The organism is Pseudorhodoplanes sp., assembly GCF_046289595.1.
Taxonomy (GTDB): Bacteria; Pseudomonadota; Alphaproteobacteria; order Rhizobiales; family Xanthobacteraceae; genus Pseudorhodoplanes.
The window spans coordinates 16,355-29,875 of sequence record NZ_JBKBVB010000001.1 but is presented as its reverse complement, the minus strand read 5'-3'; the positions used below and the strand labels follow the sequence as shown (position 1 = coordinate 29,875).

At 59.0% G+C, this 13,521-nt stretch carries 14 protein-coding genes and 1 pseudogene; 8 read left to right on the top strand and 7 right to left on the bottom strand.

Features of this window, described 5'->3' with window-relative positions:
• Positions 1 to 82: 82 nt before the first annotated feature.
• From ACK41X_RS00165 to ACK41X_RS00155, 3 genes and pseudogenes are all read left to right on the top strand, one after another.
• Positions 83 to 553, top strand: a complete 471-nt coding sequence (locus tag ACK41X_RS00165; RefSeq protein ID WP_409717629.1) for a DUF411 domain-containing protein — start codon at positions 83 to 85, stop codon at positions 551 to 553.
• 276 nt (positions 554 to 829) lie between these two features.
• Positions 830 to 1,110: pseudogene (locus ACK41X_RS00160) on the top strand (efflux RND transporter permease subunit); the annotation flags it as partial.
• Entirely contained in the window at positions 1,107 to 2,534 is a 1,428-nt protein-coding gene (locus ACK41X_RS00155; RefSeq protein ID WP_409717626.1) for a multicopper oxidase family protein, read from the top strand. The pseudogene ACK41X_RS00160 and the gene ACK41X_RS00155, both read left to right, overlap by 4 nt.
• Positions 2,535 to 2,561: 27 nt before the next feature.
• On the opposite strand, the gene ACK41X_RS00150 is transcribed toward ACK41X_RS00155, so the two are convergent.
• The 3 genes from ACK41X_RS00150 to ACK41X_RS00140 form a co-directional block, all read right to left on the bottom strand.
• A complete protein-coding gene (locus tag ACK41X_RS00150) occupies positions 2,562 to 3,044 on the bottom strand; it encodes a DUF411 domain-containing protein (RefSeq protein WP_409717623.1) in 483 nt (160 codons plus the stop codon).
• A gap of 362 nt (positions 3,045 to 3,406) precedes the next feature.
• Positions 3,407 to 3,805: a hypothetical protein gene (locus tag ACK41X_RS00145; protein WP_409717620.1), complete on the bottom strand. Its 399-nt coding sequence runs from the start codon at positions 3,803 to 3,805 to the stop codon at positions 3,407 to 3,409.
• Positions 3,802 to 4,431 (bottom strand): peptidoglycan-binding domain-containing protein, encoded by a 630-nt coding sequence (locus ACK41X_RS00140; RefSeq protein WP_409717617.1) that lies wholly within the window; start codon positions 4,429 to 4,431, stop codon positions 3,802 to 3,804. Before ACK41X_RS00140 ends, ACK41X_RS00145 begins: the two co-directional genes overlap by 4 nt.
• Before the next feature lie 290 nt (positions 4,432 to 4,721).
• Here ACK41X_RS00140 and ACK41X_RS00135 point away from each other — a divergent pair, with 290 nt between their 5' ends.
• Entirely contained in the window at positions 4,722 to 5,141 is a 420-nt protein-coding gene (locus tag ACK41X_RS00135; protein ID WP_409717614.1) for a VOC family protein, read from the top strand.
• A 362-nt stretch (positions 5,142 to 5,503) separates the two neighbouring features.
• Here the strand turns inward: ACK41X_RS00135 and ACK41X_RS00130 are convergent, their stop codons facing one another.
• The 4 genes from ACK41X_RS00130 to ACK41X_RS00115 form a co-directional block, all read right to left on the bottom strand.
• Positions 5,504 to 6,184 (bottom strand): recombinase family protein, encoded by a 681-nt coding sequence (locus tag ACK41X_RS00130; protein ID WP_409717611.1) that lies wholly within the window; start codon positions 6,182 to 6,184, stop codon positions 5,504 to 5,506.
• 283 nt (positions 6,185 to 6,467) lie between these two features.
• Positions 6,468 to 6,842: a hypothetical protein gene (locus ACK41X_RS00125; RefSeq protein WP_409717608.1), complete on the bottom strand. Its 375-nt coding sequence runs from the start codon at positions 6,840 to 6,842 to the stop codon at positions 6,468 to 6,470.
• Positions 6,839 to 8,113, bottom strand: a complete 1,275-nt coding sequence (locus ACK41X_RS00120) for a site-specific DNA-methyltransferase (protein ID WP_409717605.1) — start codon at positions 8,111 to 8,113, stop codon at positions 6,839 to 6,841. Before ACK41X_RS00120 ends, ACK41X_RS00125 begins: the two co-directional genes overlap by 4 nt.
• A complete protein-coding gene (locus ACK41X_RS00115) occupies positions 8,100 to 8,522 on the bottom strand; it encodes a DUF5681 domain-containing protein (RefSeq protein WP_409717602.1) in 423 nt (140 codons plus the stop codon). The genes ACK41X_RS00120 and ACK41X_RS00115 overlap by 14 nt, the downstream gene beginning before the upstream one ends.
• A 501-nt stretch (positions 8,523 to 9,023) precedes the next feature.
• Between ACK41X_RS00115 and ACK41X_RS00110 the strand changes: the two genes are divergently transcribed.
• From ACK41X_RS00110 to ACK41X_RS00095, 4 genes are all read left to right on the top strand, one after another.
• Positions 9,024 to 10,190, top strand: coding sequence for a hypothetical protein (locus ACK41X_RS00110; RefSeq protein ID WP_409717598.1), 1,167 nt, complete (start codon positions 9,024 to 9,026; stop codon positions 10,188 to 10,190).
• Positions 10,183 to 11,139 carry a hypothetical protein gene (locus tag ACK41X_RS00105; protein WP_409717595.1) on the top strand — a complete coding sequence of 319 codons (957 nt, stop codon included), beginning with the start codon at positions 10,183 to 10,185 and terminating at the stop codon, positions 11,137 to 11,139. The genes ACK41X_RS00110 and ACK41X_RS00105 overlap by 8 nt, the downstream gene beginning before the upstream one ends.
• A 101-nt stretch (positions 11,140 to 11,240) precedes the next feature.
• Positions 11,241 to 11,453: a helix-turn-helix transcriptional regulator gene (locus ACK41X_RS00100; protein ID WP_409717592.1), complete on the top strand. Its 213-nt coding sequence runs from the start codon at positions 11,241 to 11,243 to the stop codon at positions 11,451 to 11,453.
• Positions 11,450 to 13,495, top strand: a complete 2,046-nt coding sequence (locus ACK41X_RS00095; protein ID WP_409717589.1) for an AAA family ATPase — start codon at positions 11,450 to 11,452, stop codon at positions 13,493 to 13,495. Before ACK41X_RS00100 ends, ACK41X_RS00095 begins: the two co-directional genes overlap by 4 nt.
• The last annotated feature ends 26 nt before the right edge of the window (positions 13,496 to 13,521 follow it).

The window sequence follows — 13,521 nt, the reverse complement described above, 5'->3', positions numbered from 1 at the left end:
ATGAAATTGCAAAAGAGACTTTGCCCTCGTAACTTTGCCAGTGCAGGCACTCGCGACCGTACGCCCTGAAAGGACAACGGCGATGAAAAGACGCGACCTCCTAGGGTTGGCAGCTTCGGTGAGCATACTGCTATTTTCACCGGGCCGCTCATATGCAAACCTGAAGATCACAGTCAACAAGGACCCGAACTGCGGATGCTGCGACGCCTGGGTTGAGCACTTGCGCTCGGCTGGCTTTGCTACAGAAACTTTGGATTCTGCCGCGATCAACCGGGTCAAGGCGAAACTGGGTGTACCGCGCGAGCTTGCCTCGTGCCATACGGCCGAGGTGGACGGCTATGTGATAGAAGGCCATGTCCCGGCCTCGGCCATCCGCCGTTTGTTGGCGGAGCGGCCCCAAGCAAAGGGCTTGGCAGTCCCTAACATGCCGGTCGGGTCACCCGGAATGGAAGTGGAAGGTTCGCCTCCCGAGGAATACACAGTCTTTCTGTTCGGCAAGTTCGGATCGCGCCCCTATGCTAAATTCAAGGGGATGCAAGAGATAAAATCCTAACCTCTGGCAATGCCCTGGCTTGCCAAAATACACAGATCAGAAGTGCCGACCCGCCGGCAGCGCTGTTAATTGACGGAAGCCGCATCCGGCGAGGATATTGGACCAATTGAAGGCGGCCAAGACAATATTCGCATGGCTCGTTATGCTCGGTGGCTGCTATCGGGGGGAAGCATCTACGCCTTACGGCTGAAAGGAGCCGAAAGTGATTACCGTTTTAACGTCCGCGCGACCTTCTCGAACGAAGAACCTCCGACGTAAGCAGTGATAAGGCCTCTGCAGCAGATGAGCCCTGCCATCATGGAAGGCGCGGTCGGGCGCGGGCGGCCGAAGATGATGACCGTGGCAGCCATCAAGGCAGGCTAACTCCGATTCTCTGGAGCACGGGTGTCGGTTCGGAGGTGATGCAGCGCATTGCCGTTCCGATGATTGGCGGCATGGGCTCATCGACCCTGCTGACGCTTATCGCGATACCGGCCGTCTATGCGGTGGTGAAGGGGTCGAAGGTTCGGAAAGCCGCAGGAAGTGACGCTCGGGCGGTCGAGGAGAAGCGGACATGAACTCAGGTATGATCAACCGGCGCGATATACTGACCGGCACCGCAAGCCTGCTCGCGGCGGGCTCGTTGCCTTTGCCGGCACACGGCGCTGCAGGCGCAGCAAAGGAGTTCCCGCTTGTTGCAGCATCCGCGCGCCTGTCGCTGGTCGGAGTGCAGCATCCGACAACCGAGGTGTGGTGTTATGAAGGGCGCGTCCCTGGACCGGAAATCCGCGTCAGGCAGGGCGAACGTCTTCGGGTCGTTGTCGAGAACCGCCTGCCCGAAGACACAACGGTTCACTGGCATGGCATCCGGTTGCCGAACGCGATGGACGGGGTGCCGCATCTCACGCAAAAGCCCATCGCACCCGGCGGGTATTTCACCTACGAATTCGAGTGCCCCGACGCCGGTACCTACTGGTATCATCCGCACCAGAGCAGTGCCGAGCAAGTCGGCCGCGGTCTGTCGGGCGCGCTGATTGTCGACGAACGGGATCCGGTTGAAGTCGACCGCGACATTACCTGGCTGCTCAGTGACTGGCGGTTGTTGAAGGACGCTTCGATCAGCGACGATTTCAGAAATATGCACGATGTTGCTCATGGGGGGCGGATCGGTAATGTCGTCACCGTCAACGGTGCTGTTCGTGATACATTTCAGGTGCGCGCCGGAGAGCGAATTCGGTTGCGCCTGATCAATACCGCAAATGCACGGATATTTGCACTGGAGTTCGAGGGCCATGCGCCAAAGGTGACCGCTTTGGACGGGCAGCCGGTCGAGCCGCACGAGCCGCCGAACGGACGCGTCGTACTTGGACCGGCCATGCGGGCGGATCTGATTGTGGACATGACCGGCGCGCCCGGCCAGAGCTTCCGTGTCGTTGACAGGTTTTATAGCAGCCTCAACTACCGCCTGCTTAATCTTGTTTACAGCGAAGAGCCGCCGCTGCGCACGTCTTTTGCCAGGGATCATATTCGTCTTCCTGCCAACCCAATTCCCGAGCCCGCCCTGGACGCGGCAGACCGACATAAGATTGTGCTGGGGGGCGGGATGATGGGCCAGATGAGGGCTGCCATCCTGGACGGTAAGCGTGCGGATATACGCACGCTGTTTCAAAACGGCTTGGCCTGGGCAATCAATGGCGTGGCCGCGAGGGGCCACGTGCACAAACCGCTCCTGACATTTTCATTGAACCGCTCGTACATAATCGAGATGGTCAACGAGACAACCTGGCACCACCCCATGCATCTGCATGGTCATTCGTTCCGGGTGTTAAGTAGGAACGGGCAACCCACCCGATATAAGGAATGGCAGGATACGGTCCTGTTGGCGCCGCGTGAACGTGTCGAAATCGCTCTGGTCGCGGACAATCTCGGCGACTGGATGTTTCATTGCCACATCCTGGAACATCAGGAAGGCGGCATGATGGGTATCATCCGAGTCGAATGACGTCACGACTGGATAAGTGCCCGGTTGCTAACGCACCGCGAGCTCACGGCCACCTTCATAGCGAGCAAAAACGAACTGGCCGCCCGGACCAAAAGCAATCACGCTGTAGGTTTCGGGCGGCGTGCCTTCGACTTCCATCCCCGGCGAGCCGATTGGCATGCCTGGCACCGCAAGACCTCTGACTTTCGGTCGGTCGCGGAGCAGACGGTGAATCGAATCCGCAGGTACATGGCCTTCGATGACGTAACCCTCGGTTTCCGCGGTATGACAGGATGCGAGGGCGGATGGCACGCCAAGTTTTGCCTTTAGGCGGTTGATTTGCGGGTTATCGATAAGCGTTACTTCAAATCCGTTTTTCTGCAAGTGCGTCGCCCACGCGGTGCAACATCCGCAATTGGGGTCTTTGGTAACAGTGAGTTTGGGTTGCGCGGCGAATGCGAGAGGAAGGCCGCCGGCCGCGACGCCGGCCGCAAGGCTTACAAGGAACGCGCGGCGCTTCAATAGCAACATTAGGTCACTATACAGGAAACAGAGCGTCCGAAATAGCTTTTCGGTTCAAGAATGGGCGAGAAGAGAGGCCAAGTTCCCGCAAGTTGCGTTAGCGGAAGCGTGCCGAGACCGGACAATGGGTGATCCTGGCCGCCGCGCGCGTAACTTTCTTTTGGACGTCTTCTCACCAGTAATTCGCCTCGAATTGCGGCTTTATCAGAGTGGCACCGCGACTCTCGGCAAGATGAACGGAACCTCTGCGCTATGAGGCCTGTCGATCGTAGGCGACCCAGCAGGATTCACCCGCGCGCATATCCGCCGTGTTGACCGGGCGGGCGAAGACAGGCGGTTGCGGAAGTTCGCGCGCGATCGGCGCCGGTGAATCAACGTGCTTTGTGCAGCTGACGCAAGCGCCCAGGAGTAGCGATGCACTGATCGCCCTTCGGAAGCGTATCAATGTAGTCTTTGAGCGCATCATTGGCCCTCTCCGCTTTCGCCTTCTGGCGTTCAAGATCGTCGATTGTCTTCAGGTCGTTCGCACGTGCCGCTTTCTCGGCGTGGAGATCGGCTGAAAGGGTTCTGATTGTCGTCTCATAGCCTCTGGCCACCCAGCGGGCCCGCTCTTTCAAGGTGGCGTGACGATCTATGACGACGCCGCCGATGATGAGTGCGCTCACGGTGCCGACGATCTTCAGGGTTTGCGTTCGAAAACCGAACAGCATCCCGAGCCCTGGTCCCACGAGAGGGATTATGGAAACGAAACCCTTCACGATCGCGATCATAGGATGCGGCCCTCGTTGTAACCCTGCACTGTCGATTGCTCGGCGCGTTGAGCGCTGCGCCAGATGAAGAACGCCAGAATTCCGACACCGACGAGGTAATACTCAGCAGGGATTTCGCCGAGAAAATCCCTGACCGGCATGATGTAGCCTCTTGCGGTTTCGAGGTGCTCGGACACGCCTTTGACCAGACCGGTCACGAAAGAGGTGGCGGCAAGCCACAGAGCGGCGATCTTCGACTTGCCAGCGGCCTCAACGGCTTCGACCTTCGGTGCCAGTTCTTTGGCGGTCGCATTCGCACGACTCGCGGCGAAAGGACGCGGTTTTGCGGTTGCGATCGCGACCAGCAGTTCATCATCGATGTCCGGCGTGGTTGGCAGCCCGTTGTCGTTGCGGAAGGCCAGGATCGCCGCTTGCGTCTTGGCAAGCCCGTGCTCGCCGCCGTCGATTTCGCCGACCTCGTAGTATCCAAGCGCCCGCAGTCGCTTCTGCACGTAGGCGATGACTTCTGGTGTGACCTCTGCGCGCATGGTGGGCGTCTGTGGTTCCGGTTCTGGCGGAACATACAGCAGCGGCGCTACCTGCGCTGGGCGCGGGCAAGCAGGTTCGACACTGACGAAACATGCCATCGGCCTCCGCGGGGCGACCGGATGCCGCGTTGGTTCAGGGCCGTTCTCATCGCATCGAAGGTAGTAGCGCCCCCGGCTCTGATGCGCCTGAACTTCGCCACGCGGGCCAACATTCCTTATCGCGGGCGTCACCAGCACCGGAAAAAACGCCGTAACCAACACTCTGCTGGCCGAGGTGGCAAAGACGCAGGATCGGGTCGTCCGCTGGTCGACACAAGCCGAACGTTGAGCTTCTGCACAGATTGCCGCAGATTGCGACCGACTATCTTGTGCCTGATGGAGCATGTCGAATGAATGGAATTGGCTACACGATGGTCGGCACAACCGACCTCCCGCGCGCATTGACGTTTTACGATCCGATCTTCGCGGCTATGGGCCTAGATCAATGCTGGCGTGACGAGCGCTCTGCGTCTTGGGGCAAGTCCAACGACGAGAAGTTCCCTCGTTTTTTCACAGGCTATCCTTACGATGGCGGGGAAGCCAACGTTGGAAATGGTACCATGACAGCATTCTTGTGTGAACCGGGACTCATCGACCAACTTCATGCGCTGGCTCTGAAGAATGGGGGAGTATCCGAAGGTGCGCCGGGACGCCGCCCACACTACGGTGATGGCTTCTACGGCGCGTATGTCCGCGATCCAGACGGGAACAAGCTAGCCTTTGTCTGTTACGATGCTCCGGTAGCGTTAGGCTCTAAGCAGCAAAACTAGTCATCTGGATCAGTCTCCCGTTGAACGCCTGCGGTTTTTTGAAGCATCGGCACGGCACCTGAGTTTCACGAAAGCCGGCCTCGAGTTGCATGTTGTCAGGCAACGGCAAGTCCTCAGGTGCTCCAAGGGCTTCGATGAGCCCAGTGTGCACGCTTGGCCGGCTCTATTCGCATGATGACTTAAAATCAGGCTCATTAGGACATTAACGACCGGACCGCCTAAGAAACTTCCCAACCACGCCCACACCAGTCAGCACCCTTCGTGAGGGTGCGCCGGCTCGCGAGCTCGGTGACGAGCGCGATCGCGATGATGTAGAAGGGGGGGAATTAGAGCCTGAGCAAATTCCCGCCTATAAAAGGCGATCAAGTAAGGCGTTGCGAGCGGGCAAGCAGGTTCGACACTGACGAAACATGCCATCGACCGCCACGTGGAGATCGGACACCGCGCTGATTAAGCGCTTGGGTGGTGGCCCCTATGCTGGTGATGCCCCCAGCGCGCAACGTCGTCAAGAATGGTAACAGCTCGCGGACGTATTGGTCCGCCGCCGCCGACTGCACCTCTCGACCGAGTTTAGCCGCGTTAGGGGCGCTCACCGGGTTTCCAAGCCTTGCTCCGGCAGCGCGCTTTGCCGCGAGAGCGGCCTTAGTCCGCTCCGAAATCAGCCGCCGCTCTTTCTCAGCGAGTGCGGCGTACAGGTGAAGCATGAACGGATCGGCGTCCTTACCGAGTTCGGCAACGATGAACGGGACTCTTTGCGCCATGAGGCCCGCGACGAAAGCGACATTGCGGGAGAGGCGGTCGAGCTTCGACACCACTACGCAGCATTTCGCGGAGCGGGCGGCGGCAAGCGCTGCTGCGAGCTGAGGCCGGCGATCGAGCGCGTCGGCACCTTTGCCGGTTTCGGCCTCGACGAACTCGGCCAGGACGGAAATGCCCTCCGCTTCGGCGAATCGGGTGATAGCCGCCCGCTGGGCCTCGATGCCAAGACCAGAGCGCTGCTGCCGTTGTGTCGACACCCGCAGGTAGGCGATCGCCCTGTCCATACAAACAGCAAACCACCGTTTGCCATTTGTATGAAGTCGAATTCAGAGCAATTTCATTGCTGTTTTCTTGTTGCAGCAGCGAAACAAAGCGCAGCGAAGGGTGGCGCGATTCACAAGCCCATACGTGCGCCTCCTCGCCGTCGAACCGAGATTGGGCGGGTTCCGGAGAAAGATCGCGTGTACGGGGCTCTGTCCGGCTGGAAAGGGCCAACAGCCGCTGATCAGCTGCCTATACGCCCGGTCCCTTTAGCCGCGGTTCGGCCAATGCCTCGGTCTTCCCCGGCTAGCGGGCGTTTGCTGCGCTGATGATCTCCAGAAGCTTCTCGAGCTCGGCATCCGTCAGCTTCTTCACGTCGAGCCCGCCTATGGCGCCAGAATGCTGCAGTTCGGTGGGGCTTTCGCGCCAGCGGGCCCGCGTCTTCAACCAGAATATCTGCGCAGCGACGTTGCCATTGCGGGCATTGTTGAACAGAAACCCCGCGATCTGAGCATTCGCCTTGGTCTGGCCGAGATCGAGTTCGTCCCGGTAATGCTTGCGCAGTGTCTTCGGATCAATGCCAACGACGCGGGCGACGTCAAGTTCGGGAATGCCATAGGCCGCCATGGCTTCCACCTGGCGGCGCTGGGCGGGATCGGGCTTGTGTGCGCGACGGCTCATGGCTTTTCACCACGACGCTCGGCGGCGACCTCGACAAAGCTGCGGTCATCGCCATTGAGCCGGGCGGTGTCCCCGGTGAAAGCCTGCCAGCGCTCGATCGCCACATCGACATATTGCGGGAGCAACTCGATTGCGTGGCAGGACCGCCCGGTCATCTCGGCTGCGATGATCGTGGTCCCCGACCCGCTGAAAGGTTCGTAGACCGCCTGGCCTGGCGAGGAATTATTTTCGATCGGCCGCTTCATGCATTCCACGGGCTTCTGCGTGCCATGGTCGGAGCTGTGACCCTCCCGCGCCGGAATTTGCCACAGCGTGGATTGCTTCCGGTCGCCGACCCAGTTCGCCGGACCGTTGCGGACGGCGTACCAGCAGGGTTCGTGCTGCCAATGGTAATGGCCGCGGCTCAGCGCAAACCGGTCCTTGGCCCAGATGATCTGAGAGCGGACGTCGAACCCGGCTGCGGTCAGCGAATCCTGTACCGTGCTGGCATAGCGCCCGGCATGCCAGACATAGGCGACCGAGCCTGGGAACAGCGCCCAGGCGTCTCGCCAGTCGGCGCGGTTGTCGTTGGCGACCTTTCCCAGTCGCCTGCCGTCCTGCTTGAGGCCTGCGGTCTTGCGCCATGACGGGTCGTACTCCACGCCGTAAGGCGGGTCGGTCACCATGAGATGAGGCTGAACCGGACCAAGGAGCTTCTTGACGTCGGCGGCATTGGTGCTGTCGCCGCAGAGCAACCGGTGGCGGCCGAGCGTCCAGAGATCGCCAGTCCGGGAAACCGGAATCGCGGGCGGTTCCGGTACCTCGTCAGGATCGGTCAGACCGCCTGCCGCCGGCGAAAGCATTGCGCCCAGTTCCGCCTCGTCAAAGCCGATAAGGTCGATCTCGAAACCGGCGCCCTGCAGCTCCTCGATTTCCAGGGCTAACAGCGCCTCGTCCCAGCCGGCATTCAGCGCGAGCTTGTTGTCGGCAATTGCATAGGCTTGGATCTGAGCCTTGCTCCAGCCGGTGGCAATCATCACAGGCACATCGGTCAGACCCAGCTTGCGGGCGGCCCGGACGCGCCCGTGTCCGGCAATGATCGTGTTCTCCTCGGTGATAAGCACCGGGGTCGTCCAGCCCCACTCGCGGATCGACGCCGCAATCTGATCCACCTGCGCCTCACTGTGGGTTCGAGCATTGCGCGCGTAAGGAACCAGCACGTCGATTGGCCGGCGCTCGAGGCGATCGGCAGGCCAGCTGAGAAATTTCTCCTGAGCCCTACGCTTCGGCATCGTCGTCCCCGTCCCTGTTGATTTGGCTGATGGCAGGGAGAGCGGTCGGGTCTCCTTCGTGTTCGGGGCCTTTCCAGCTCACAATGATCCGTTCAATGCGACCGATCTCCTGTCCCGGCTCCGTGAAGTGCCCGGCCTGCTCGGCAATGCGCAGGAGCGTCACGACGTTGCGCTGGTCTCCCTTCAGCGCGCCGACGACCAGCCCCCGCATGAGCGCCTCCGCCTTGGTGACCTTCCTGACCTCGTTGCCCTCACGGAGCGAGACCTCTTCCTTGAGGATCTTTTCAAAGATCGTCTTGAGGTTCTGGCTGCCCTTTGGCCGGCCCGAAGGGTTGCCGCTTTGACCCGGCTTGAAACGGGTATGCTCTGGCGGGCGCTTGTAGCCGACACCGGAATTCTTCTTCGTCATCGTTCGCCCGCATCCGAAATCTGCGCAGACCTGCGATGAATATCGGATGAGATCGGCCTGGCGACTAGTCTACCGATTGTTCGAGAGATCGCGCAGACTTACGCTTGCTTTTTGTGGGGCGTAGTACTCTCGAAGCATTTTCAAATATCCAGTCTGCATGGGTGTTCGCGCGATCATAGGTGCCATCTCTCTCAGAGAGGGCCTCTATGGCGTTTCAGGGCGCCTATGGGGCGGGCCAGCGCAAACCGATCTGAAAAGTAGAAATGAACCGGGCTCAATCCGTATAATATGCGAGCCGGCTCTGTAATTTACGGACGAGCCGAATGACCTCTGCAGCGACTTGATCTGCTAAGTCGTTCCCCCATAGGCGCCCTGTCTCTTCATAGATGCCATCGAGAAAAGGTGGCGCCTATGGATCCGCGCTGGTTCCGCCGCTTATGGGGTCCCGAATCCTCCTCGGTTGCGTATGATAGCGCGCATATCCGGATTCGGGAGACCATCATGGTTTCGACCGCAACATTTGTGAGTCGAACTCCGCTGGACCTAGTGCTGGAATTGTTGGGCAGCTGCGGAATTTCGCTGCCAGGCGGCGCGCACCCGTCGACGGACGCAACAGAGGTCAGCCAGCAGATCACGACTCTTTTCAGTCAGCGTGACCAGGATCTTTCAGCACGCTTCCCGCAGTGTTGTGAACGGATCGCGTACATGGCGGATGAGGCGGGTCAGAATGCGCTATCGTCCGTGACCCAAAATGTTGATGCGTTTGAGGCTTTGCCCAATGCATATGCGCGGTCATGTTGGGTATTCTTGCGAGAATCCGGTTCATTTCGTCGTGCTGAGGAGGCACGGTACACCGACGAGCATCGTCGCGGGAGAATGTGGTCCGGTGTGTTGACGAAGCCTGGGCTTTCACTTCGTGCATCTGAGCATGCAATAGACCGTTTCCGGCAGTCCATTCTCCGCGAACTGAACTCGAAAAACGTTCATGTGGACGTTTTTGACAGGCAGCGGGTAACATTCGACGAAAAGTCCTTCAAGATCGCACAAGTCACGGTGTTTCGCGACGGGCTTCCGGAGGACCAGCCAGAATTCGAGAATGGCAAACTGGGTTGGCGATCGCGCATTCCGGTTTATGAAGCGGCCCTCACGTATGAACCCGAAAGTGGGACGGTAGAGGTCGTTGCGAGCAACAAGAAGGTTCGCGAGAGCCTGCTTCGAATATTCGTGAAAGAGCTTTTGGGCGATAATTCTAATTATGATGCACTTCCGGTTCGGAGATACGATCTATCTGTCTTGTGCCGACCATTTCAGTTTCCGACAGATGCGGCCGACGGAATCGAGTCGGTGTCCGTCAGAATGTTGCGCCTTCAACCGTTCGATGCGCCTGAGGAACGGATTACGTTCGAATGTTCGAGCCCGGAGCCCGGCAGAATTTGGGAGATGATAGCGGACCATTTGGGCCGTAAGAATCCGCTCCTCGTCGGGTTCATCATCACACAGGCAAAGCTCGTAATAAAATTTCGTCCGACAGGCACATCAAGACGGGGAAAGAAGCTGCCGGTCACGATAGGAATGCCGCATGGATGCGATCTGAAGGAGCGAACGGAGCAGGAAAGGCTGGTCGGCGAGAAATATCTCAGAAAATGGAAGCTCTTGGCCGATGGCTAAACGGGGAGAGTCTCCGCGCGCAGAACTCACGTTTTTGTTGACGGCACTCGAGTCGCGCTATTTGACCGTGCCCACAGCCACAGCCAAGCAGTTGGCAGCAGAGGCTTCTTGGCTGAAGAGGCAAGGAATCCTCCGTCCAGAAGGACATTTGCCCGTAGTTGCCGACGAGTGTGACCGACCTGTAGAGCTTGAATGGTCCGAGGGCGGCTTTGGCTACTTCAGCGAATTGAGTGGATGGATCGATGTCCCGGAATCGGACATCCAGTCCTTGGCAATCGATGTAACCCGGCTGCTGTCTATTCTCACCCAAGATCTTCATCTGAGCGGACGGCACGAGCCGCATGCTCTGGTCCCCGAACTTCTCTGGGATCTCGGGGCGGCAAGATTTGGCAAACGTCTAAAGCGAAATCCAGTATTGTTTGCCCGACGATTAAGTGACGCTAGTTCAGCTGCCGTAATTATGGAATGTCTGCAACGACGCCCGACGACGGAACGTCGCGTGATCCTAACGTCAACTTCAGGCGCATTGCTGACGGAGATACCAGGGGGGTCTCATTTCATTTCAGTCGAGGATGTGCTGGATGATAGAGGCCGCGCGGTGGACCCAGCTCTCGTGGCGATCCGAATTGATGAGGCGCCAACCGAGAGCAAGGGCGATCTGATCGTGCGGGCTGGCGCCAAGGAGGTCGTATTCTTCGGTGAAACCTTCAGATTTCCGAAGGGTGTAAAGCAGCGAGCGGTGATTCTTTATCTGTACAAGAAGTATGCAGAGGGTGTTCTGCAGGTGCCATCGGAACAGATTGCCGAGGAATGCAGCCTTGGAGAAAGAACGCGGGTTCGCGACCTTTTCAAGAAGCACCCTGCTTGGGAAAAGTTGTTATTTGAGCAGGACGGCATATGCGGCTTTGCTTTCGACAAAGCGCCGAAATCGGAAAAAACCCGCGACTGATCCTATTCCCCCCGCCACTCCCCCTCCAGGTCCCCCGATCTCACCCTGCGCACCGCTCATATTCGGCTCGCACAAACGCGAACCGGATGGAGCAATCGCGCATGACCACGAAGCACCTCAACCAGTACGAACTGGCAAAACGCTGGAGCATAAGCCAGCGCACGCTTGAGCGATGGAGGTGGAAGAGAAAGGGCCCACCCTACCTGAAAATCGGCGGGCGGGTTGTTTATGAACTTGATGCAATTGAAGCTTTCGAGTGCGCCCGCCGTCGCATTACTGGCGATCAGACTGCGGCGGAGGCGTCATCGCGATGAGCGAATTCAACGCTGCATACCTTGATGCTGCCATACGCGGCGAGGTCGACCGAATGGCAAGGGCGCCAGAGGGAGACCGCAATAATTCCCTCTTTCGCGCATCGGCATCGCTCGCGAGTCTGGGATTGCGGGAGGGACAGATCATTCACCACCTTAAGCCGGCAGCCGAATTCGTCGGCCTGAGAGGGAAGGAGTTCTATGCAACGTTGAAGAGTGGTGTCCGAGCGGGACACACAAATCCACGATCGGCCGTGCATCTCGATGCGAACCCGAAGATGATGTTTCAGTATGGCGGCACAGCTTCGGCGACATCCAAGCAGCGCGATAGGGCGCCCACCGACGGCGGCGAGCCCGCTTTCGTCGTTGCGGGAGATGAGGGCCCGCGGGTCTCGGCCTCTGAGCTCCGACGGCACATCTATCGCCGCGACGGCAAACCGGTGCGGATCAAGATCAAAAAGAGGGACGGATATATCAACTGGTATAGGGCGTCCAAGGAGGGAACAGATGGTTGGCTATCCCGGAAGCCAGCGACCTACCAGGCCTGTCCATATGTTGGTGTGGTTGATCCGTTCGACCCAAACCAATTCGGCGAGCTTATATACTGGCCGGAGGGCGAAAAGGATTGCGACACCCTCGGTACGTTTTCGTTGCCGGCCTTTACCTTCGGCGGAACAGGCGATGGTCTGCCCGAAGGCATTTCGGAGTACCTCAGAGGACGGCACATTGCCATCCTGGAGGATAATGATGTCTCGGGGCGCACACATGCTGCCAAAAAGGCCCAGCTCGCTTCACGGGTTGCAGCGAGCGTTAAGGTGGTGCGATTTCCTGAGCTTCCACGGGGAGGCGACGTTTCGGATTTCCTGTTCGAAAACGGCCGGGAAGCGTTGGAACGACTTGTCGCGGAAACTTCGGACTGGACGCCGGAAAACGACCATCATCCAGAGATGGGAGCCGCCGCGCTGGTCTCATGCGATCTGTCAGATGTCCAGCCCGAGAAAGTTGAGTGGCTTTGGCCGGGGCGCGTCGCTGTTGGCAAAATCACGATGATCGCTGGCGAGCCCGGTCTTGGCAAATCTCAGGTCTCAATTGCACTTGCTGCTGCGGTTACGGTTGGAGGCCATTGGCCCTTGAACGGGGGCAGGGCGCCAATGGGCAGCGTCGTCATACTTTCAGCTGAGGATGGACTGGCTGACACCGTTCGTCCGCGATTTGACGCAGCGGGAGGCGACGTTTCGCGCGTCAGGATCGTGCGCGCGGTTCAGCAGGCCGAGTCAACCCGCCGCACATTTAACCTGGCCGCGGACCTTGCGTTGCTGGAGGCAGAGATCACCCGAAAGCAGGACGTTCGGCTGGTGCTGATTGATCCGGTGTCGTCCTATTTGGGCAAGACCGATAGTCACAAGAATGCCGATGTCCGGTCGGTGCTTGAACCGCTTTCAGATATGGCGGAAAGACTCCGTGTCGCAATTGTGGCTATTACTCACCTATCGAAAGGTGACGGCAAGGCAATAAACCGATTTATCGGTTCAATAGCGTTCGTTGCAGCTGCCAGAACAGCATTTGCCGTCGTCGAGGACGCGGAGGATAGTGCACGCCTGCGCCGCTTGCTGTTGCCGGTCAAAAACAACATTGCCGCGAAACCGGAGGGGTTGGCCTTCCGGCTGGCTCAGAGGGAAGTAGCTGACGGGATCATTGGCTCTTATGTCGTCTGGGACGAAACGAGTCCCGTGACCGTAAGCGTCGACGAGGCAATGGCCGGCGGCAGCCCCAACGGAAGCGAGAGAACAGCGACCGAAGAGGCAACTGACCTGTTGCGAGAGATTCTTGCGAATGGCCCCGCTGACGTGCTCGACATTGAAGTTCAGGCACGTTCGGCAGCGATCTTATCAGATACGCGGCGAATCAATGAGAGCAAGCCGTTTCGCTCGGCAGCAGTTGCATTGGGCGTTGTTAAGAAAAGGATCGGCTTCGGCCCCGGCGCCCGCATCCAATGGTCTTTGCCCAGCGAGCACATCGATGATGAAAAGCGGAGGGGCCAATGAATCCCCTCAAGCCCGATTGTATGACG

What these genes read in the sequence shown, in the direction of transcription:
- ACK41X_RS00105 (WP_409717595.1), top strand. Translation starts at nt 10,183, where the DNA reads ATGGCTAAACGGGGAGAGTCTCCGCGCGCAGAACTCACGTTTTTGTTG.
- ACK41X_RS00120 (WP_409717605.1), bottom strand. Translation starts at nt 8,113, where the DNA reads ATGCCGAAGCGTAGGGCTCAGGAGAAATTTCTCAGCTGGCCTGCCGAT.
- ACK41X_RS00110 (WP_409717598.1), top strand. Translation starts at nt 9,024, where the DNA reads ATGGTTTCGACCGCAACATTTGTGAGTCGAACTCCGCTGGACCTAGTG.
- ACK41X_RS00100 (WP_409717592.1), top strand. Translation starts at nt 11,241, where the DNA reads ATGACCACGAAGCACCTCAACCAGTACGAACTGGCAAAACGCTGGAGC.
- ACK41X_RS00155 (WP_409717626.1), top strand. Translation starts at nt 1,107, where the DNA reads ATGAACTCAGGTATGATCAACCGGCGCGATATACTGACCGGCACCGCA.
- ACK41X_RS00095 (WP_409717589.1), top strand. Translation starts at nt 11,450, where the DNA reads ATGAGCGAATTCAACGCTGCATACCTTGATGCTGCCATACGCGGCGAG.
- ACK41X_RS00135 (WP_409717614.1), top strand. Translation starts at nt 4,722, where the DNA reads ATGAATGGAATTGGCTACACGATGGTCGGCACAACCGACCTCCCGCGC.
- ACK41X_RS00130 (WP_409717611.1), bottom strand. Translation starts at nt 6,184, where the DNA reads ATGGACAGGGCGATCGCCTACCTGCGGGTGTCGACACAACGGCAGCAG.
- ACK41X_RS00150 (WP_409717623.1), bottom strand. Translation starts at nt 3,044, where the DNA reads ATGTTGCTATTGAAGCGCCGCGCGTTCCTTGTAAGCCTTGCGGCCGGC.
- ACK41X_RS00125 (WP_409717608.1), bottom strand. Translation starts at nt 6,842, where the DNA reads ATGAGCCGTCGCGCACACAAGCCCGATCCCGCCCAGCGCCGCCAGGTG.
- ACK41X_RS00140 (WP_409717617.1), bottom strand. Translation starts at nt 4,431, where the DNA reads ATGGCATGTTTCGTCAGTGTCGAACCTGCTTGCCCGCGCCCAGCGCAG.
- ACK41X_RS00115 (WP_409717602.1), bottom strand. Translation starts at nt 8,522, where the DNA reads ATGACGAAGAAGAATTCCGGTGTCGGCTACAAGCGCCCGCCAGAGCAT.
- ACK41X_RS00165 (WP_409717629.1), top strand. Translation starts at nt 83, where the DNA reads ATGAAAAGACGCGACCTCCTAGGGTTGGCAGCTTCGGTGAGCATACTG.
- ACK41X_RS00145 (WP_409717620.1), bottom strand. Translation starts at nt 3,805, where the DNA reads ATGATCGCGATCGTGAAGGGTTTCGTTTCCATAATCCCTCTCGTGGGA.